A 19,652-nucleotide genomic window follows, 5' to 3' on the forward strand; every position below is an offset into this window, starting at 1 on the left:
TCAGCCCCGTGGACTTTGAGCTGGAATACTCATCACAGGGCGCAGGGATCGACCTCGCCGCTTAGCCCCTGTCCACCATCCGGGGTCAAGGCCACAAGAAGAAGGCGGGGCCCTATATGGCGGGTGCCCCTGCGGACAAGAATATGGTTCGCTGTCACGATCTTGGGCGGGTTGCTTATGGGCTGGGGTATAGTTTGGCTGCTCACTGGCGAGATTTCTTGGCCCCTCGCTGCAGTGTTTCTGCTCGTTGGTGCAGTGTTGCTCGTCCTCGTTTATCGCTACAGAGGTCAGTGGAGGGACGAGACGGATCCATGTCCGGACAGCCCTCGCTATCGCATTGCGTCGCTGAGTTGCTGCAGCCAGGCCTGAAACTGTTCGGGGCTGTCGAAGTGGGCTCCGGCTATCTTGCTTACGTCCGGAGCGATGTCAGGGGCATCAATGACTAGCGCATGCCCTCCAGCTGCGGTTGCCGCTTCGAATGCCGGCATGTCTCCTCGATCATCACCTGCGTATGCGACCGCCTGGATATTCCTAGTGCTGATGATCCTTTGAAGGGCAGTGCCTTTGTCCTGTTTCAGGGGCATTCGGAGTTCCTCGACAAACTTGCCGGGTTCGTGGCGCAGTCCATGAGTACTGATCATTTCCTGAACGAGCGGTGCGATTCGTTTCGTGGCGCTGTCACGGTCTGGTACGCGCCGCCAGTGGACGGCGACCGCGAGGGACTTGTCTTCGACGTAAATGCCTTCAATATCGTCTAGTTCTCGGTGCAACGCCTGAGTGGCTGCGCTCACTGCTGTCATCCACTGTTGGGCTTCGGGGTCAACCTCGATGCCGTTTTCAGTGAGGTGTTCAAGACCGTAGGAACCATAAAGTTCTACCCCTGGGATGGATGCCCGCGCCGCGAGGAAGCCGGCAGGTCGTCCGGAGAGGAGCGCGACAACCGAGAGTCTGGTCGCCAAGCCGGCGAGGATTTCCTTGGTGCCTGGCAGCAACTCGCTGGCATCGGGATCATCGGTTATTCGAGAGAGAACGCCGTCGAAATCCATGACCAGCCCAGCGTTCTCATTGGCTGTCAGAGCTTGTATCGCTGCGGTCGCTGCATCCATACACCCACACTAACCGAGAGCATGCAGCGTTACTCGACTGACATCAGGAGCCCGCTGGGCGATCCCCCTGAGCGGGATTCTATCTAATAGGTCATTCCGGCCCAGGCTGGCCAGGATTCAGCATTTGCGTCCAGATCAATCCCCTGGAGACGTATAAGGCAGACATTACCCGGAGACCGTGTAGTGACCCAAAGGCTGTACGACCGGCCGCTGGCTGTGGAACGTATCCATTCGAGCACCTCGTAAAGGTCCGCTCCTGAGAGCTCCCACTCTTCTTTGGCTCCGTCTTCAGTCCAGAAGTACACCCGGTAGGAGGGAGTATCGATCTGCAGGGTTTGGTCCCGCGGGTCAATCAGTTCTGCTCGCATTCATCGACAGTACCGCCAGGCAAATAATCGCGCGGTAGCGTGCCTGTCAGCCTGTGAATCGTCACACGCTCTGGTGTCCGTTCCGGGATCGACTTACGGGCGCCGCCACGGAGATTGACCCTGACGCGACGTCGAAGTGCAGCTCTTCATCACAGGTCAAGATCAAGCCGACTTCCACGCGAAGGTCACATAACCGGCAACGTCTCCACCCACCTCTGTGAGCACGGCGTAACGGGTCTGTGAAACATGATCCTGGTGGTACCGCTCGAACAACGTGACCGGCTTTTCCCAGCCAACAGCCGTGAACGCTGCATGCAGTCTGGCTGGGTCACCAGGGTTGAAGGGGCGGATCACGATTCTGCTCATACCCGAAATCAAAGCAGTTCTACTTTTCACAAGCGGATCCCCCACCGCAGCAGGATTCTGTCTCAAAATTTGGTTTTAGTCGCTTGCCTCGGCAGCAGTGATTGCGTTGTCTGTCAGGATGGGCATCGCCACCAGTAGTGCGAGGGTTAGTGATCCCATAATGCCGAACATGGCTTGTAATCCCAGCCATTGTGCCAGCAGTCCCCCGGCTGCCGCCCCAAGGGGCATGGTTCCCCACGCCAGAAGGCGGTAGGCGCTGTTAACACGGCCCAATAAACGGTTCGGGGCGATACGTTGACGCAGCGAGACTGTGATGACGTTCCACAGCACAATTAGCATGCCGCCCACGAAGAGAATGGGCCCTAAGACATAGGGGTTACTGGTTAGTGCTGGTGCTCCGACGAACAGTGCGCAACCAAGGATGGTGAGCGCCAGGGATTTGGATCGGCCCAGTTTCGCTTCCACCGATTCCGCGATGAACGAACCCACGAAGGCACCGGCAGCGGACGTCGTCAGAAGTAGGCCAAACCCGGCTTCGGAGAGCCCCATTTCTGAGCCGGGCCCGACGGCGAACAGAACGAGGACGGCGAAGGCCGCGCTGGACGCGAAGTTGACGACCCCGGTCATCAGCGCAAGTGTGCGAAGAATCTTCTGATTCCAGAGGAACTTCAGTCCTTCCCTGACGTCGAACCGCAGTGTCGTCTTTTGTTCTCGTTCTATCCGGAAGCTGCCCTGCAGCAGGAGCAAACCACCGACCGCCGCAAGCCATAGGGCTGCCGGAACGGCGAAGCCCGCAACCACGCCAATGCCCACCAGCAGCCCACCCAATGGCGGTCCAAGGAACTGATTAGCGGTGAGTTCAACGGCGTAGAGCCGGCCATTGGCGCGTGAAAGCTGATCTTTGTCCACCACTTGGGGCAGGATCGACTGCGCCGAGGTGTCGTACATGGTTTCAGCCACCCCCACCATCAGCGCGACGACGTATAGAGCCCAGATCGACCCGAGGTCGAGAAGAATCACCGCTATCAGCAAAGCGGGCAGGACAGCACGACCAAGGTTGGCCCACAGCATCAGCTTCCGACGGTCTAATCGGTCTGCCAGTGCTCCGGCGGTCAACGCGAAGAGAAGCCACGGAAGGGTTGCGGCGACAGTGAGTCCAGCGATCAGCGTCGGGGACTGTGTGAGCTGAATCGCCATCAGCGGTAGCGCGATCTTGAAGACCCCATCCGCAAGGTTGGACAGCCCCGATGAGGTCCACAGCTTCCAAAAGGAAGCCCCGAGGGACAACCCACCCGTCGTTTTCGCTTGCGGTGCGCTATTTGTCATGCCCTGAACCATGACACACTGATTTATAAAGTTCAAGGGGGTTGATTTTACTAAACAACATCTAGGATGAGGGTATGACCGACTCGAAACGGCGGGACGCGAAACGGAAGAATCCCGCTGCCAACGCTCAGGAAATCAAGGCGCTGGCTCATCCGCTGCGCCTGAGAATACTTCGCTTGTGCGAGCTCCATGAGCTGACGAATAAGCAGCTCGCTGACCGCTTAGGACACGATCCGGGGACAGTTCTTTATCACGTGCGACAGCTGCTCGCCGCGGGATTCCTTGAACCTGCCAAGGTCCGTACAGGCGTCAGCGGTGCACTGGAGAAGCCATATCGCTCGACAGGGCGATCGTGGAACCTGGATAGGGCTCTACATGATGCAGGCCCAGAAGGACCTCTTGCCCCGTTGGACGCATTGCGCGAGGAGTTGACCGAAGCAGGTCCGGATGCACTCGCCACCCTTTCACGCTTCGCACTGCACCTCTCGCCGCAAGATGCCGAGGATCTCAGCACCCGGATCTTCGCCGTGCTCAGCGAATACACAGACACCGACCAGCAGCGTTCCGACCAGCCCTCTTACGGAGGCCTATTCATTCTTCACAAAGCAGCGGGCCAGGTTGACGACCAAAGCGAAGCAGCGGCCGAAGAATAAACGGACTACACCGAGATGGCCCCCCCGTAAGCCGATCCTCCAGCGGGCTCAGGTCTGATCAGACGCCACGATTAGGCGTTCCACTTCATCGGCTAGCTCTGGGACCGGTCGACAGCCATCGAGTTCGAGGGTCGCCCCGTTTCGAAGCAGCGGTTCGACGTCGAGAACGTGCTGGCGGATCTGGGATTGGTCAGCCCCGGAGCTACCGTATGAATTGTTCGTACGAACCGAGACTCGCTCGATGAGAACTTCTACCGGCGCACTCAAGAGAACAACAACGGAGAAGCGATCATAGAAGTGTCCCTGATTCTCGACGGTTCCCGAGACAACCAGGGACGCTTCAGACTCGAGAAGGGCCGACATGCGCGGTTCATCCCAGGTTCCGTTGGGAAGGACCCACGCGTCGTAATCGGTGTCGATCGTTTGGTGTCCCCGTCTGGACAGCTCATTCAGCAAGGTCGTTTTTCCCGCCCCTGACATGCCGGTGATCAGGATTCGAGACATGAGAGCCAGCGTAACCGATGCGCCAGGGTATCCGTAGGCCGATCCTTCACCCGAAAACCGCCCGCAGCCACGGGCAGGAGAACAACCCTGTCAGGGACGAGGGAGGCGCCGGGGCCATCGTGGTCCCGCCACCTCCCCTATATCGGCCGGAAGATCAGCTGGAGGACCTACTGATTTCCTGAGCCCGCTGGGCGGCCTGAGTCTTAATTTCCGTTACTTCTGCCATCTCCGTCGCCATTTGCTGCATTTCGGTGGTCAGGTATTTATCGAAAACTGCGTCGATGCGGGTTTGGAGATTCGTTTCTTCGCGGCAGACGGCGTCTGTGACAGCTATCTTGATTTCTTCCTGGCCATCTGCAGCCTCGCCGGCTGTCCTGGCCTCGCCCGGGGTCCGAAGTGAACTGTAGGGAGTCTGGGCCATGCAGTCCTGCCAGTCTTGGTTGGCGGCCTCGATTTCAGGATCCCATGAGGCAGCGTCCCTCGATGCAGGGAAGGCGTTCATGGAGGCGACTGTGGCCAGGGTGTACCTCTCCATGTCCCCATAGATGGCGGTCACAGCTTCACCCCGGCAGCCGCCGGCCCGGGTTCCATAACTTCCTGTTTCGGCAAGCTCATCAGCCGGACCGTACAGCGCCGTATCGAAGGCAGGGTCGCTGAACATGATTGCCTGAACACTGCCCGGTGCCGGCTCACTACCCGCTACAGGACCGCCGTAGCCCTCCGCCTTTGCAACAGCAGTATCAAGGCGCTCGAAGCCGATCCATTCACTGAGGCCCCTGGCGCCTTCCGTTTCAGCGGGCGGCGTGTAGTCGAATCCGGCGTTAGCCATGCATTCGGAAATTAGCTGCCGCACACCTTCTTCGGCAATCGGATCCGATGCCATGTAAGCCTCGGCGTCGCGCACAATACCTGATACGGGTTCCGGTGCAGCCACCACCGGAGCGTTGGGTAAGGCTGCCGCAATGAGAGTTGCGGCACCGCCGGCGACGAGAATAGCCGCGGCAGCCACGCGCTTCATTGGAAGGGCTTTTCTGCTTGTCTGATTTCCATGGTTTTGCATGTCAGAACTCCTCGGTTTGGATTGAGATAGCGAGTGGGAAACGGCTAGACCAGTCCGTTTTGGTAAGCGAAGGCAACAAGCTGGATCCGATTGCGCAGCTTGAGTTTGGCGAGGATTGCGCCGATGTGGGACTTCACCGTGGTTTCACCCAGAACTAATGTCGAGGCAATTTCGGTGTTGCCCAGCCCCGTTGCCGCCAGCCGGAAGACCTCCCGCTCCCTTTCGGATAAGGGCGCCAACGCCTGCGTGTTCCGTCTGGTTGGCGCGCTGTAGTCCCGCAGCAGTTCCCGGGTAGTGGCAGGCGCGATGACCGATTGTCCGGAATGCACCGTCCGGATGGCCGCGAGAAGGAATTCCGGCGTCGCATCTTTGGTGAGGAATCCCGCGGCCCCGCACTGGATGGCACGCACCACGGCCTGGTCGTGCGCGATCGTGGTCAGGACAATGACCCGGGTCTGGGGGCAGGATTCCCCAATCCTGCGGGTGGCCTCACAACCATCCAGCACAGGCATGCGGATGTCCATCAGCATGACGTCGGGACGCGTTTCCTCGGCCAGCCGCACAGCGTCCTCACCGTTGACTGCGTCGCCTGTCAGCTCGATGTCCGGCTGGCTGCGCAGGATCATCTTCAAGCCCGCGCTGAACAGCGGTTGATCATCAGCCATCGCGACCCGAATGGTGGACGCTGACTGGATACCGTCGGCGGTAGGGGCCTTCATGCGCCTACCTCCTCAAGTTCGAGCTTTCCTGCTGCCAGAGGGAGGAATGCCCGCACGAGGAAGGTGCCGCCATCAGCCGTGGCTGTGAACCACCCGCCGGCTTCGGCTGCCCGCCGCTCCATCCCCCGCATTCCCTGTCCAGGCGGTGGCAGTGGCCGTCCCGGCTGTCGACCGTTCTCCGTTGATGAGGAAATACCCAATTCAAGGCCGTCCGGCGTCCAGGTGCGGAAAATTTCGACGCCGGCCTCCCTATCGCCGTGTTTAAAGGCGTTGGTCAGACTTTCCTGGACTAGCCGGTAGACCACATGGCGGGTTTCCGGCGAGGCGGCCGGGGCGATGCCTGCAGTCGGACACAGGGTGACGGGCATACCACTGGTCGAAAACTGGACTGCCAGTGCAGCGAGGCGCTGTTCCAACGGATCTTGGGAATTTGTTTGGAGGCCGGCGAGGACATCGCGGGTCTCCGTGAGGGCTTTGCGGGCAGCGTCGGCAATCACAGATGCCGACTCGTCCACCGCCTCCGGTTCACTTCGATGGATATAGCGCAGTCCCTCAGCCTGAGCGATGATCACCGCCAAGGAATGTGCCAGCACGTCGTGCAACTCGCGCGAAATCCTGTTGCGGTCCTGCTCTACTTCCAGAGCTGTGGTCGTCCGCTCGAGCCGGCTTTCCGCCTCGGCCTGCGCCCGGGCGCTAGCCGAAGCGTTTCGCACCGCATACGCGGCTGTCCAAGCACCGAGGTTCAGGACCAGGAAGGCAGCAAAAACGAGGAACATTTGAAGACCGATGCGTGCTGCGGAGCCTTCGCGCACCTGGCTCCCGAAGAGGTAGTTGATCCATGTGCTGTCCAAGAACCACACAGCAGTAGTCAAGGCGGCCAAAACTACTCCCGTGAAAAGGCCAAGCCAACGTCTTTGCGACGGCAGTCCAAGGACAGCGAAAAACACCAACAGTGGTAGGGCCGTATATGTCAGGGCACCCGACTCGAGCACGCCGGGAAACAGACCCAGCGCCTGGCCAGTCAGCGAGACCAGCGCAAAAGAAATGGACGCTGTCGGTAACTCCCGAGCAGCAGCCAAGGCTGCTGCCAAAGCGATTAATAGAGCGCTGCCACTATTGAATCCACGATTTTCAACTGCGAATAGTGCGAGCAGCACAATAATTGCGGATGCAGGTGCCATAAGTGGCCCTAGGAAAGAATGGAAGCGAGACCGGGACGTAAACATGGTTTCACCCTAGGCTGGCGTTGCCGTCAAACAGGCCATTCATCGTCAGGTTCCCCCCGGAGGATGAGCTTTTCCCACCTCCTGGAGGACGCTGCAGCCATGTTTGAAGTGATCCGGAGGTAAGCAGACCGAACTCTCGCTTCTGGCGCCAAGAGTGCCTTTGTTGCCGCTCTGTAAGCCGGTCCATGACCGGACGCGTCACCGTCACCCGCTCGTCTTGGCACTCCCCCACTTTCTATGGCCCGCCTTCATACTCGTCTATCGTCGCCCCACCATACGTAGAGAAGCCCCACCGCCGGGCCCCAAAGAAGTACCGCCACGATGATGGTGGACAGCGACGGCCCAAGACTGATTTCACCCGCCACGCCCACTAAGTCAGTACGACGTTTCCCCCGCTTGATCACAATTTCCTCCTGACAAGGCAAGCATCTCTGACCTTGCTGTCCGCACATTACGGTGCGTCCGCCGCCGAAGAAACCTCTGCTTGGATAAGGCTCCAAGCAGCCGATCTTGCAGGTTTCCGCAGTCACTCGAACTAATCGTTTCTGGAGACGATCACTGGGGGATTCCCTACCGCGACGCCTAATTTGCTTGAAAAACACCGGTTTCCTGGAACAGCGCATACAGCTTCAGCACTGCCAGAGTCGGGACATGAGTGGGAGACGGCGGATCAACCAGCGGGAAGAACCCAAGGTCACTCACCTCGGACTCCTCTGCAGACAGGCTTCCCTCCCAGCAAGCGAGTACAAAACACATAGCGAAGGCTTGAACCTGATCGCCGTTGGGGTAGGTCAGAGTGTGAACCGACGGATCGGACAGACTCGCGAACGGTTCAAGGTCTTCTGCTTTAGCGACGATGCCCGTTTCTTCAAACAACTCGGATACGGCCGCTGTTCGGAAACTCTGGCCAGGTTCGCAGCCGCCAGCCGGCAGCTCCCACACTCCGTTGTCCGCTCGGCGCTGGAACAAAGCATGGCCTTCTTGTCCTCCTAGCACGAGCACTTGAGCGCCTGGCAGAAGAACGAGTTGAGATCCGAGGTGTTGCCGAATCTTCCATAGATATGACCCAATGTGCCCCATGCCCTCAACATAACAGGACACCCGAACACGTTCTTCCTTATGGGGATCCCGCAGCGGGACGCCTTTCGGGTTGCCGTCCCTACTGTCCGGCGCACTCTCCCTAGCTATTGTCGAGCCTTCTGGTTTTAACTATGAACTGAGTGTATAGATAGGTCTGTGAACAACACACTGACCTTGTTAGGCCTCCTCGGCCGCGAGCCGAGCTACGGCTACGACCTGAAGCATTCCTATGACCGGTACTTCGGGATTGAGAAAGCCCTGGCCTTCGGCCAGGTGTACGCGACTCTCGCCCGGATGGTTCGTGACGAACTAATCCTCGCGGTGGGCGAGGAAACGGGCGGGGGGCCGGATCGCAAGAAGTACGAGATCACCGCCGCAGGACAGGACAAGGTACACACCTGGCTGTTCACCCCGGATGTGCCGTCCGAGACCCTGCAAAGCAATCTTTTCGCCAAGACGGTCATCGCCTTGTTGCTTGATGATGATGCCGACCGGTTGCTGGATCTGCAGCGCGCGGAGCACATGGCACGGATGCGTGAGCTGACCCGGGCCAAGAAAGATGCCCAGTTGCTGCAGGTCCTGATGTGCGATCACGGGCTGTTCCATATCGAGGCGGACCTGCGCTGGATCGACTTGACGACTGCCAGGCTGACCCAGCTCAAGAAGGAGTTGCAGCACGCATGAATACCACGAACACCCCTATTCTCCGTGCACGCGACCTCCGTCACTCGTTCGGTCCGACGGACGCGTTGCGCGGGATCGACCTCGACGTCCAGACCGGTGAGGTCCTCGCTGTCATGGGGCCATCGGGGTCCGGTAAGTCGACCCTCCTGCATTGCCTCGCCGGTGTCCTCACCCCTGATAGCGGCACCGTCACCTACTCCCCGGCCCACCAGGTCCCGCGGGAGATTGGTGGGCTGAGCGAGAAAGATCGGTCCCGGTTGCGGCTGACCGACTTCGGGTTCGTGTTCCAGTTCGGTCAGCTGCTGCCCGAGCTCACTGCCCTGGACAACGTGAGCATCCCTCTCCTACTCGCAGGTACCAAACGGCCCGAGGCGCTCCGGCGATCGACCGAGCTGCTCGAACGCCTCGACCTGGCGACCATGTCAGGGAAGCTGCCCGGCGAGCTCTCCGGCGGGCAGGCCCAGCGGGTCGCCGTCGCACGCGCCCTGGTCACCACGCCCTCGGTCCTGTTCGCTGATGAGCCGACCGGCTCGCTGGATTCCCTCGCCTCAGAGAACGTTCTGACACTGATGCTCGAACTCGTCCGGGAAGCAGGGACAACGGTCGTGATGATCACCCACGACCCCCGGTCAGCTGCCTATGCGGACCGGGAAGTCATCGTCCGCGATGGAGCCATCAGCGCCGGCTACCGGGTTTCAGCATGAACACCGTAGTGCTCAAACTCGCGATCACGGGCAGCAGATCCGCCTACGGACGCCTCGCCGGTATAGCTGCCGGTGTCGCGGTCGGCGTGTGTTTGCTCCTGCTGCTCTGGGGTGGCGCGAACGGGCTCAATGCCCGCGATGACCGCGGCGCCTGGCTACGCGAAATGGGTGCACCTTCCGTCGCCTTCTCCTCCGAGGCCACATCATCATCGTCCTCATCTGCGGACGGAGCCGCATCGTCGGAAGCCCCAGTGCCTATCCCGCTCACCACCGACACGGTGTTGATGCGTTCCAACCCTGTGGAAGTGTTCCGTGACCGGCTCATCAACCGCCGGGACGTCGCTGCCCTCGACACGACGACTGTGAAGATTCCAGGGTTGGGCGCACCGCCGGCACCGGGTGAGTACTACGCCTCACCGGCCCTGCAGCGACTCATCGAGACGACTCCGCGTGATCAGCTCGGAGACCGGTATGGGATATTTGCCGGCACCATTGATGACTCCGCCCTTCCCGGGCCGGACTCCCTGGTCATCGTCACCGGCGGCACGGAAGCCGAGATCCGTGAAGGAGGCCTCGCCTCGCTGGTGACCGGTTTCACCACTGACCCCTACGGCGGGAACGCCGCCACCTATACGACAGTGCTGTCCATCGGCGCGATCGCTGTGTTTTTCCCCGTCCTGCTGCTGATCAGCATCGTCACCGGACTCGGTGCCGCCGAGCGACGCGAACGCTTCGCCACACTGCGCCTCATCGGGGCTTCACCCCGGGCAGTCGCACGGATAGCTGCCGCCGAAACCGCCATCCCAAGTCTTATCGGCGCCCTCCTCGGTGTGGTGCTGGCCGTCCTTCTCCGACCGGTCGCCGCGCAACTACAGATCAACGGCACCCGGATGTTCATCTCCGACCTCTCTACCGGGTGGGTTGCCGGCCTCAGCGTCGTCGCGGTTGTTGTCGTCGCGTCCGCGCTCACCGCCGCGCACCGGACCAGTCGTGCCGGCATAGGACCGCTGGGTGTCACGCAATCTGCACCCGAAACACCACCACGAGGAAGAAGGCTCGCACCGCTCCTGGGCGGGCTTGCCGCCATGATCCTCGCCGCACTCCTCAGCCGTGCAAACAACGACTTCTCAGCGCAGCTGCAAACACCTCTGCTCCTTGGCGGATTCGTGCTGATCCTCATCGGCATGGTCACCGCCGGTCCGTGGCTGACGCTGCTTGTCAGCAGGACAGGTGCGCATCGGGCCCGTACCGCTACCTCTGTGATCGCTCTGAACCGCATCCAAAGGACACCCGCGGCGACCTTTCGTTCTGTGTCAGGGCTGGTCATTGCGGTGTTCGTCGTGTCCGTCTTCGCGGGCGCTTCCAGTGTCATCGAAACCCGGCCCACACCAACAGCCGTCCCGGGCTTGCCACACCCGACAAGTCTCAACGCGACCATCAGCGCCGATCACACCGCGGCCGACGCCACCCGTACCGAGAACCGCTTAGAGCAGCTTCCCGGTATCAGGAACGCCACCATTGGCTACGGAGCAGCTGCCTTCACCGAAGCCGGCGCCGAACGCGACATTCACATCCAAGCCCAAGACGCACCAAGCCTTGGCTTCGCCACCATCCCCACGACCGACGTCGTCACCCTCGATATGTCCTTCCTCGAGAGCTGGGCAACGGCTCCTGTTCCACTGCTGCCAGCCACCACCACCTTCGACCAGCTGGTACCGGTCGCAATCATGATCGAAACCGACGGGACGCCGGAGGCGATCGATCGGGCCCGGACAGCACTGAACACCTCCGGCATCACAGGCACACCGGGAACCACTCCAACTGACCTTGAGCTGCAGTCCTCCGCCCGCCTCGTACAGGGACTCGCCGTCCTTGCCTACCTGGGCATGGTCATCGCCGTTGTTATCGCAGGGGTCTCCCTCGCCATCGGCACGGCCTCCGCAATCCTTGACCGCAAGAAAGTCCTCGGTCTCATGCGACTCATGGGCATGCCGGCATCAGCACTTCGTAGGATTATCCTTGGCGAAGCCGCCGTACCACTCCTGACCGTTCTAGCACTCTCCATCGGACTGGGTTTCCTCGTAGCCTGGCTCATGGTCACAGGCATCAACGACTCCTACCAAGTCACCTGGCCCGGAACCAACTACTTCATAGCTCTCAGTATCAGCCTGGTCCTCGCCCTGGCCGCCGTCACCGCGACCTTCGGACTCATCCAACGCAACACCACACCCAACACCACACGCTTCACCTAAACGACGGACAGTGGAGGATCCATTATCGGGAGGGGTGATCGCCTTCGCAGGCGTTCCAGGTGCCGGCCAGGCAACGGCGGCGCTGGTTGATGTCTATAAGCAGTGACTTCCGATGCTTCGTCGAGCGGAATCTGGCGGACACACAACGGGACCATGGGTTTCTCGAACTTGACTCCCATCGTGGTCGTTCATGGCGTTCCTGTTGTAGGAGAATCCTCTGTTCGCGCCCGACGGGTCTGCGATACTCACTAGTGAGTGCCCCGAACAAAAGGAGGACGCGCTAGTGGAAGACTTTCCTCCGGCCGCATTCGTGCGGCAACGCAGGATGAAGCGTGTTGCGCGATGCTTTTTCGCCGCCGCAGTCTTGACGGTCTTCCTACCCCTGATTGCCGGGCTTTTTAATCAAAATATAGCTTTCCCAATCGGGGTGATTGTTGCAGCTCTGATGATGATAGGAGTCGTCATTCAAGCCCGGTCCGACCCGATCTTTGCTCGGAGGTCGGTAGATCAAGAAGATCCCGCATGACGATCACTGGATATTGGCAGTTATCGCCCTAAGAAGATCCGCTGACACCTACAGGTACTTCGCCCCTTGGTAGGTTCAGCCAATGTCCCGGTGACGGATCCCCCACAGCGGAAGCGCAGGACTTTAGGGCCAACGAGTCTCGTTGCTTAAATCTCTAAGCTAGCCAGCCAGTGGATGACCTGTCGCGCAACCCCGGAGTTCATCTACACGAAGGGGATGCGGAAAATCCTCCATCACGCCTCCGAGTGCCACCACAATCGGCTCTAGTAACGATAAATACTCCGATCATTCGTCGGAGGGTAGGCTCCAGTGGCTTATCAGACATAGCCGAAGGGAAGAGGCCGTGAACCCTAATACGGTGTACGGGCAATACATAGTGTGAGGACAGAAACAGACAGCGAAATAATTCGCTTAGCCCGGGACAGCCCAGTGGTTTTTGGGGAACTATACGACAGACATGCGGCCTCGGTTTACCGGTACGCCGCCAGGCGGGCGGGAGAGTTCGCAGCAGATGACGTTACCGGTGAAACGTTCCTGGTTGCATGGGAACGGCTGGGAAGTTACGACCTGAACCATCCGGACGCCCGCCCCTGGCTTTTTGGCATAGCTACCAATCTGCTTCGCCGGCACCACCGGACCGAGTCCAGGATGCTCAAATCCGCGGCCAAGGCAGCCCTGCGGGATGCGGTACCCGATGAATCCGAACGTATTGCCTCCCGAACAGACGCATTCGTCGCCACCGGGAAAATCGCCGCCGCGCTGAAAGCCATGCCTGCCATTGATAGGGACACCCTGCTGCTGTACGCCTGGGGTGACCTGACCTACGAGGGCATCGCCGAAGCGCTCGAGGTCCCTATCGGAACGGTTCGATCCCGGTTGAACAGAGCCCGTCGCACGCTGCGCAACGACATCGGCCTGCTGGAATTTGATGACAAGGAGAAGAAGCATGGACGAGTTAACACTGCTCCGCGGAATGCGTAACGACATCGGTTCGGCCCCCGCGACCACCCTGGCCCGTAACCGCAGGAAAGTCATGGCGACAGTCGGCGCCGCTCCAACCGCACCCACAGAGATTCCGGGCCAACCAGCTGGAACGACGGTCCGGCCATTTATGATCCGGCGGCGTTTAGTTTTGGCATCGGCTGCGGCCGTCTTCCTCGTCGGCGTGATGGTTGCCGCTGATGTTGTCCTGCCCAGTCACCCGGGGGCCACTGCCGAAGCTGTGGAAGTGCTTGACGACGCTGCCGCGGCAACCCTGAAGACGTCCAACCCGCTGGTGTCTCCGGGACAGTACCTCAAGATAGAGACTCTTGAACTCACCGGTTCCAGTTTTGTCGGCGATGATGGCCGCCAGCTGTCCTGGCAGGAAACCACTGCTGCCCAGATTTATGTTCCGGCTGATCTTGAGGGTGAATGGGTGTGGAACCGCGAAGACCGCTTCCCCATCGATTCCGCCAGCCCGGAGGCAAAGGCCGCGGCGGCCATGCTTCGAGATAGCCGCAGAACGGAGGGACCTGGACTCATTGTGGGCATTCACCGTGCACCCGGAGGTGCCTTTTACGGACAGGCGCAAACCATTCTTGGGTCTCCCCTCACAGATACCAGTGAGCTGCCGCGCGATCCGCAGAAGTTGCTGGACCACATCTATGACTTCACCAAGGGGCAGGGGAAAACACCTGACCTGCGGGCATTCGGCGCCATCGCCGAGTCGCTGCGCACCGGCGTTGTTCCGGCCGACCTCCGTGCTTCCCTTTTCCAGGCCGCTGCCCTGATCCCGGGTGTCGTTGTCGCTGACCGACAAGCCACTATAGGTGGAAGGGAGGGAATCGCTGTCGGGATAACGACGCCGGATGGGAGCAACCGGAATGACCTTCTCTTCGACCCGAGCACAGGCCTGATGATTGGTGAACGGTGGGTTCTGCTGGTGGATGTTCCCGACACCTCCGCAGGCACAGTCACGGAATGGAGCTCCGTCCGGACATCCGTGGTCGATTCCGCACCATGAGGAACTGAGACCACCGTTGCGAGGACGGGCTGGCAATCCACCCTTAGCAGCGGTGCACTAATCTTGGACTCGCAAACGGCGGACCATGACCTTCAAGAATCCGGGACACCATATTGGAGGGCGATGGCTGCTGATCGTCGTCGCGGCCCCAAACAGCGATCCGGCGAGGGTGAATGATTTTGGCAGCGCCGAGTATTGAGTCTTGGCGCTGCCGGACGACAGATGACTGCCACGCAGTGTTCTAGGACAGAGTAAAAAGCGCGAGTTTGCACTGCAGTTACGTCCTGTTAGAGACCCCTCTACTAATGCTCTTCTTCCTGCTATGGAGTCGGCGGCTTTTCTGGGTTCGGGTGTGCACCGGGTTCTGTGTGTAGCTGTTTCCACGCATGTGCGAGGAGGTCTTGTGCCTCTCTGAGGGTGAGTCCTTCTTGGATTGCTTGGTGCGCGAGGTCTGCCGAGATTTTGATGAGAGGTTGTGTGCTTGTGTGACCTGGGTTGACTCTGGTGCCTGCCGCCCGCATGGTGCGGATGAGCCCCGCCTTCTCGAGCTCTTTGTACGCCTTCGCCACGGATCCTGGTGCTACTCGAAGGTCAGCGGCGAGCTGCCGGACCGGGGGCAGCCGCGTATCGGCTGCAAGCTGACCGGCCCGAATCCGAGCGGCTATCTGGGAACGGATTTGTTCCACCGGTGAAACCGCTGATGAGGAATCGATGCTGATCATCACGCTGGTCCGGGGTCAGAGGTGCGGGCGATTCTTTCCGCGAACCGCAGGTCCGCTACGACGGTAAGAGCCTTAATGAGGAGGATACCCGCGGCCACGGCGACGACCAGGGAGGACAAAATCGCAATCAGTGCGAGTGTGTGTCCAGGCTCAACCGGGACCGTGTTAGCAGTTGCGAAGGTATCGGCAGTAGGGACTGCGTCAAGGTGACTAACCCGTAAAACGTTGCCAGCAATGGCCAGGAGCCCTGCGACTTGGAACGCGAGGGCCGCGCTGGAGGTGGCCATGACGAACACGGTTCTTAGCGATCTAAGAGCCGTATCCACGTGGAAAAGCCCAGGTGAGGTTGGTCTGGCTGCGGCGGCGATCCTGCGTAGCGACCAGTACACGACGATGATCAGCAGGACCGTGCTGATCATGACGGGGACGCCGTAATACCAACCGGGGAAAGGACCGGTCGAGGACAAGTTGTAATGCACGTCCACTACCCGTCCGTCCTCGATACCCCAGCCCGAGAGCCCGCGGCGCTGGTAAATGCGATGCAGCCCGTTTTCGTCGGCCGATGAGTACAACCCGGTGAGCACCAGTCCGAGAATGAGGGTGAGTGCCGTAGCAAGCGGAAGGGCGAACACCCACTGCCGGGCAAAGGAGGCTGGCCTTCTAGGTGTGAGCTCCGCATGAGTCCGCTCCCCTGGAGATGAGTCCCAACCTGTCCGTCGATACAGGTTGTAAGCGCTAAGTCCTGCGAGAGCGCCAACTGACCCGGCGAGAGCGTACGGGAGGCCGTACCACTGCGGCCACCAGGTGCCGATCTGGCACATCAGAACAGTGACTGACACCCCGATGAGTAAAGCTGTCAGGGATGCCCGAACCTCACTGCGGTACACCGAAGCACCGTAACGTTCCCCCGCCGCAGATGAAGGCACGGGTACGAAGGTCATTTGGGAGCCCTTGATGGCACGTCGGACGAGAACCCACAACCCGGCTCCGATCAAGGCTGCTACAGCGACCGCTAAAACTACCGCTATCGACCCCATGGAATGTCCTCCTAGGACTGCTTGTATCTTGACGCCAATACAAGCGGAAGGCCATCTCTTGTGTCAAGCGGGTGATACAAGAGGTTCCTGACCGTTTCCGTATTGAGGTCCGCAAGCCGGTCCCATACCGCGACCCGTCCCACCCACTCACCCGCCTAGGACATTTCCATATACCTGCTTGACCTCGTCATTCGCGTATACCCCGCCCACGCATCTGCCCGGTGAAGGTAGCTCAACCGCTACGTTGGGAACCATGAGTGCCCTTAGTATCGGTTACGCGCGCGTATCCACCAGCGAGCAGGACCTCACAGCCCAGCGCAACCAACTCGCTACGCTCGGGGTGCCGAAAGACCGGGTCTATACCGATCACGGGCTGACTGGCACCAACCGCGACCGGCCCGGTCTGAGTCAGGCCCTGGCCGCGGTACGCGACGGGGACACCCTGGTCATCACCAAACTCGACCGGCTCGCCCGTTCCTTGCCCGATGCGCGAAACATCATCGAAGAACTCACCCAGAAAAACGTGAAGCTGAGTATCGGCGGATCCATCCACGATCCGGCCGACCCTGTTGGCCGGCTGCTGTTCAATGTCCTCGCCATGGTTGCCGAGTTCGAATCCGACCTCATACGAGCCCGCACCCGGGAAGGCATGCAGATCGCCAAAGCCAAGGGGCGGCTTCGCGGCAAGCAGCCCAAACTCTCCAAATTGCAGGAAGCACATGTGGTCTCCCTGTATACCGCCGGAGAACATACCACCACCGAGATCGCCGAACTCTTCAACGTCGCTCGAAGCACGGTGTACCGCATCGTCCAACGAACACCACGCTGACAACACCCCGCCGCAGCGCACTAAATCCAGGGACTTTGCCGGCAACCGCTCCCGGTGCAGGACCCCACCCGCTACGGTGGACCGTGCCATGGAACTGTTCAGCGCCGAAGGATACGAATTTGCGCGGCAGGTGCTGCAGCGCGGCATAGCCGCCGTTTATCTGATTGCCTTCATCTCGGCCGCCAACCAGTTCCCCGCCCTGCTGGGCGAGCACGGGCTGCTCCCAGCCCCGCGCTTTCTGGCGCGGATCAAGGGCCGAGGCATTCCCACCCTCTTCCACTGGCACTACTCGGACCGGTTCCTGCTCGCCGTAGCCTGGACCGGCGCGGCCGGCGCTGCCCTGCTGGTGGCAGGGCTGCCGCAGGCCGGGCCGCCGTGGCTGCCGATGGTGGCCTTCGGGTTGCTGTTCGGGCTCTACCTGTCAATCGTGAACGTCGGCCAGACGTTCTACGGCTTCGGCTGGGAGTCCCTGCTGCTGGAGGCCGGCTTCCTGGCCGCGTTCCTGGGCTCCAACGAGGTGGCTCCCCCGGTCACCGTTCTATTCCTCTTCCGCTGGCTGGTGTTCCGGCTGGAATTCGGCGCCGGGCTGATCAAGATGCGCGGGGATCCGGAGTGGAGGAACCTCACCGCCCTGTACTACCACCACGAAACCCAGCCCATGCCCAACCCGGCCAGCTGGTACTTCCACCACCTGCCCAGGCCCCTGCACAAGGCCGAAGTCCTCGGCAACCACTTTGCCCAGCTGGTGGTGCCCTTTTTCCTGTTCTTTCCACAGCCCATCGCCGGGATTGCCGCACTTCTTGTCATCGTCACCCAGCTCTGGCTGGTGCTGTCCGGGAACTTCGCCTGGCTGAACGTGCTGACCATCCTGATCGCGTTCAGCGCGGTGGCCGATTCCAACCTCCAGCCACTGCTTCCTAAAGCTGCCATAACCACCCCCGATCCGGAGGCAACTCCGGTGTGGTTCGCCGTCGTCGTCCTGACGGTGACGGCACTGATGCTCTATTGGGCGTGGGAGCCGCTGCGGAACCTGTTCAGCCGGAACCAGCTGATGAACGCGAGTTTCAACCGCTGGCACCTCTCCAACGCCTACGGCGCGTTCGGCAGCATCACCCGGACCCGGAACGAGGTGATCATTGAGGGCACCCTGGACGAGCCGGGCCCGCACGCCCGCTGGCTCGAGTATGACTTCAAGGGAAAGCCCGGCGACCCGTCCCGGATGCCGCGCCAGTTCGCGCCGTACCATCTGCGGCTGGACTGGCTGATGTGGTTTTTGGCGCTGGGCGCCTCGGGCGGTTCCTGGTTTCCGGTGCTCCTGCAGAGACTGCTCGACGGCGACCGCCGGACCCTCGCGCTGCTGCGCGCCGATCCCTTCGCCGGCACGCCGCCCCGGTGGGTGCGGGCGCGGGTGTACCGGTACAGGTTTTCCACGCCGGCGGAACGCCGGGCCGACGGCGTGTGGTGGGTGCGCGAACCGGCGGGCTTCCTCAGCGATCCGGTCCGGAAAATCGAACCCTGACATCTACCGCTGCGGAAGCCTGAAATGGCAGACTTGCCAGCACGGCCCAGCCTGCGGCCCGGATCACAGCCGATGCGAGGAGCACTGCCATGACCCCTGTCGGAAGCCCTCCGATTCCCCTGGCCACTCTGGATTCGGATCCGCTGCAGTCCGAGGACCGCGTTCCCGTGGTCTTCATCCACGGTTTGTGGCTGCATTCCACCAGCTGGGACCCCTGGGTGGACCTCTTCCAGGAGTACGGCTATGCGGCGGCGTCACCCGGCTGGCCGGGGGAACCGGACAATCTACCGGCGGCCAACGCCTTCCCGGGCCCCATGGCCGGAACGGGCGTGGCCCAAGTGTTGGACCACTATGAGAGCTTTATCAGCGGACTGCCGCAGCCGCCGGTGCTGGTGGGCCATTCCTTTGGCGGCCTGCTGGCACAGCAGCTCCTGGCCCGCGGGGCGGCAGCAGCGGCGGTTGCCATTGCGCCCACCCAGTTCCGCGGTGTGCTGCGCCTGCCTCCGGTCCAGCTCAGATCCACCCTGCCGGTGCTGTGGAACCCGCTGAATATCCGCCGGATCACCCGCCAGTCGCCGCAGCATTTCCGGCGGACGTTCGCCAACGCCGTCTCCGAACGCGAGTCCAATGACCTGCACGCCACCTGCGTGATGCCGGCGCCGGGCCGGCCGCTGTTCCAGGCAGCAGTGGCGAACCTGTTTCCGCGCACTCCGGTTCGGGTGGACACCTCGGTGGGCAGGGGGCCGCTGCTCCTGGTGGGGGCCGGCCGGGACCGGGTGGTTCCTGCCTCGGTGGTCCGTGCAGCCGCCCACCGCTACCGTTTTTCGCCGTCCTTCACCGAGTATTTGGAGATCGAAGGCAGCGGACACTCACTGGTGATTGACCACGGCTGGCAGATTGTGGCCCAGACCGTCCTGGATTTCCTGTCCCGCCACGGGCTCTCCCCGGAACCCATGGACCGCTAGC

The 19,652-nt window shown here is 61.1% G+C and carries 20 protein-coding genes; 9 read left to right on the forward strand and 11 right to left on the reverse strand.

From position 1 onward, the window contains the following. Positions 1-329: 329 nt before the first annotated feature. The 4 genes from otsB to ABIB35_RS17645 form a co-directional block, all read right to left on the reverse strand. The gene (gene otsB / locus ABIB35_RS17630; protein ID WP_354183035.1) at positions 330-1,106 is read right to left on the reverse strand and encodes a trehalose-phosphatase; all 777 of its coding nucleotides are present in this window, start codon (positions 1,104-1,106) and stop codon (positions 330-332) included. Between the two features lie 83 nt (positions 1,107-1,189). After that, complete coding sequence (locus ABIB35_RS17635; RefSeq protein WP_354183036.1) at positions 1,190-1,474, reverse strand: hypothetical protein; 285 nt, start codon at positions 1,472-1,474, stop codon at positions 1,190-1,192. A gap of 162 nt (positions 1,475-1,636) precedes the next feature. Next, complete coding sequence (locus ABIB35_RS17640) at positions 1,637-1,840, reverse strand: hypothetical protein (RefSeq protein ID WP_354183037.1); 204 nt, start codon at positions 1,838-1,840, stop codon at positions 1,637-1,639. Between the two features lie 75 nt (positions 1,841-1,915). After that, entirely contained in the window at positions 1,916-3,202 is a 1,287-nt protein-coding gene (locus tag ABIB35_RS17645; protein ID WP_354183038.1) for an MFS transporter, read from the reverse strand. Positions 3,203-3,240: 38 nt separating this feature from the next. Between ABIB35_RS17645 and ABIB35_RS17650 the strand changes: the two genes are divergently transcribed. After that, positions 3,241-3,819, forward strand: coding sequence for an ArsR/SmtB family transcription factor (locus ABIB35_RS17650; protein WP_354183039.1), 579 nt, complete (start codon positions 3,241-3,243; stop codon positions 3,817-3,819). A 48-nt stretch (positions 3,820-3,867) separates the two neighbouring features. Here the strand turns inward: ABIB35_RS17650 and ABIB35_RS17655 are convergent, their stop codons facing one another. The 5 genes from ABIB35_RS17655 to ABIB35_RS17675 all read right to left on the reverse strand — a co-directional run bounded on the left by ABIB35_RS17655 (position 3,868) and on the right by ABIB35_RS17675 (position 8,330). Continuing rightward, the gene (locus tag ABIB35_RS17655) at positions 3,868-4,323 is read right to left on the reverse strand and encodes an ATP-binding protein (protein WP_354183040.1); all 456 of its coding nucleotides are present in this window, start codon (positions 4,321-4,323) and stop codon (positions 3,868-3,870) included. 154 nt (positions 4,324-4,477) lie between these two features. Next, positions 4,478-5,341 (reverse strand): hypothetical protein, encoded by an 864-nt coding sequence (locus tag ABIB35_RS17660; protein WP_354183041.1) that lies wholly within the window; start codon positions 5,339-5,341, stop codon positions 4,478-4,480. A gap of 86 nt (positions 5,342-5,427) precedes the next feature. Further along, a complete protein-coding gene (locus ABIB35_RS17665; protein ID WP_354183042.1) occupies positions 5,428-6,102 on the reverse strand; it encodes a response regulator in 675 nt (224 codons plus the stop codon). Then, positions 6,099-7,283: a sensor histidine kinase gene (locus tag ABIB35_RS17670; protein ID WP_354183043.1), complete on the reverse strand. Its 1,185-nt coding sequence runs from the start codon at positions 7,281-7,283 to the stop codon at positions 6,099-6,101. Before ABIB35_RS17670 ends, ABIB35_RS17665 begins: the two co-directional genes overlap by 4 nt. A 627-nt stretch (positions 7,284-7,910) precedes the next feature. After that, on the reverse strand, positions 7,911-8,330 hold the full coding sequence (locus ABIB35_RS17675) for an NUDIX domain-containing protein (RefSeq protein ID WP_354183044.1): 420 nt from the start codon (positions 8,328-8,330) through the stop codon (positions 7,911-7,913). 234 nt (positions 8,331-8,564) lie between these two features. Between ABIB35_RS17675 and ABIB35_RS17680 the strand changes: the two genes are divergently transcribed. The 5 genes from ABIB35_RS17680 to ABIB35_RS17700 all read left to right on the forward strand — a co-directional run bounded on the left by ABIB35_RS17680 (position 8,565) and on the right by ABIB35_RS17700 (position 14,579). After that, a complete protein-coding gene (locus ABIB35_RS17680; RefSeq protein WP_354183045.1) occupies positions 8,565-9,092 on the forward strand; it encodes a PadR family transcriptional regulator in 528 nt (175 codons plus the stop codon). Next, a complete protein-coding gene (locus tag ABIB35_RS17685; protein ID WP_354183046.1) occupies positions 9,089-9,796 on the forward strand; it encodes an ABC transporter ATP-binding protein in 708 nt (235 codons plus the stop codon). Before ABIB35_RS17680 ends, ABIB35_RS17685 begins: the two co-directional genes overlap by 4 nt. Continuing rightward, positions 9,793-12,048, forward strand: a complete 2,256-nt coding sequence (locus ABIB35_RS17690) for an FtsX-like permease family protein (RefSeq protein WP_354183047.1) — start codon at positions 9,793-9,795, stop codon at positions 12,046-12,048. The genes ABIB35_RS17685 and ABIB35_RS17690 overlap by 4 nt, the downstream gene beginning before the upstream one ends. A gap of 955 nt (positions 12,049-13,003) precedes the next feature. Continuing rightward, positions 13,004-13,555, forward strand: coding sequence for an RNA polymerase sigma factor (locus ABIB35_RS17695; protein ID WP_354183048.1), 552 nt, complete (start codon positions 13,004-13,006; stop codon positions 13,553-13,555). Further along, positions 13,521-14,579 (forward strand): CU044_5270 family protein, encoded by a 1,059-nt coding sequence (locus ABIB35_RS17700; RefSeq protein WP_354183049.1) that lies wholly within the window; start codon positions 13,521-13,523, stop codon positions 14,577-14,579. Before ABIB35_RS17695 ends, ABIB35_RS17700 begins: the two co-directional genes overlap by 35 nt. A gap of 320 nt (positions 14,580-14,899) precedes the next feature. On the opposite strand, the gene ABIB35_RS17705 is transcribed toward ABIB35_RS17700, so the two are convergent. Further along, on the reverse strand, positions 14,900-15,301 hold the full coding sequence (locus ABIB35_RS17705) for a GntR family transcriptional regulator (protein WP_354183050.1): 402 nt from the start codon (positions 15,299-15,301) through the stop codon (positions 14,900-14,902). Then, the gene (locus ABIB35_RS17710; protein ID WP_354183051.1) at positions 15,301-15,933 is read right to left on the reverse strand and encodes a hypothetical protein; all 633 of its coding nucleotides are present in this window, start codon (positions 15,931-15,933) and stop codon (positions 15,301-15,303) included. The genes ABIB35_RS17705 and ABIB35_RS17710 overlap by 1 nt, the downstream gene beginning before the upstream one ends. 658 nt (positions 15,934-16,591) lie before the next feature. On the opposite strand from ABIB35_RS17710, the gene ABIB35_RS17715 reads away from it, so the two are divergent. From ABIB35_RS17715 to ABIB35_RS17725, 3 genes are all read left to right on the forward strand, one after another. Then, positions 16,592-17,167 (forward strand): recombinase family protein, encoded by a 576-nt coding sequence (locus ABIB35_RS17715; RefSeq protein WP_354183052.1) that lies wholly within the window; start codon positions 16,592-16,594, stop codon positions 17,165-17,167. 88 nt (positions 17,168-17,255) lie between these two features. Next, on the forward strand, positions 17,256-18,686 hold the full coding sequence (locus ABIB35_RS17720) for a lipase maturation factor family protein (RefSeq protein WP_354183053.1): 1,431 nt from the start codon (positions 17,256-17,258) through the stop codon (positions 18,684-18,686). An 89-nt stretch (positions 18,687-18,775) separates the two neighbouring features. Next, positions 18,776-19,651, forward strand: a complete 876-nt coding sequence (locus tag ABIB35_RS17725; RefSeq protein WP_354183054.1) for an alpha/beta hydrolase — start codon at positions 18,776-18,778, stop codon at positions 19,649-19,651. The last annotated feature ends 1 nt before the right edge of the window (position 19,652 follow it).

The organism is Arthrobacter sp. UYP6 (genome assembly GCF_040547315.1).
Classification (GTDB): Bacteria; Actinomycetota; Actinomycetes; order Actinomycetales; family Micrococcaceae; genus Arthrobacter_B.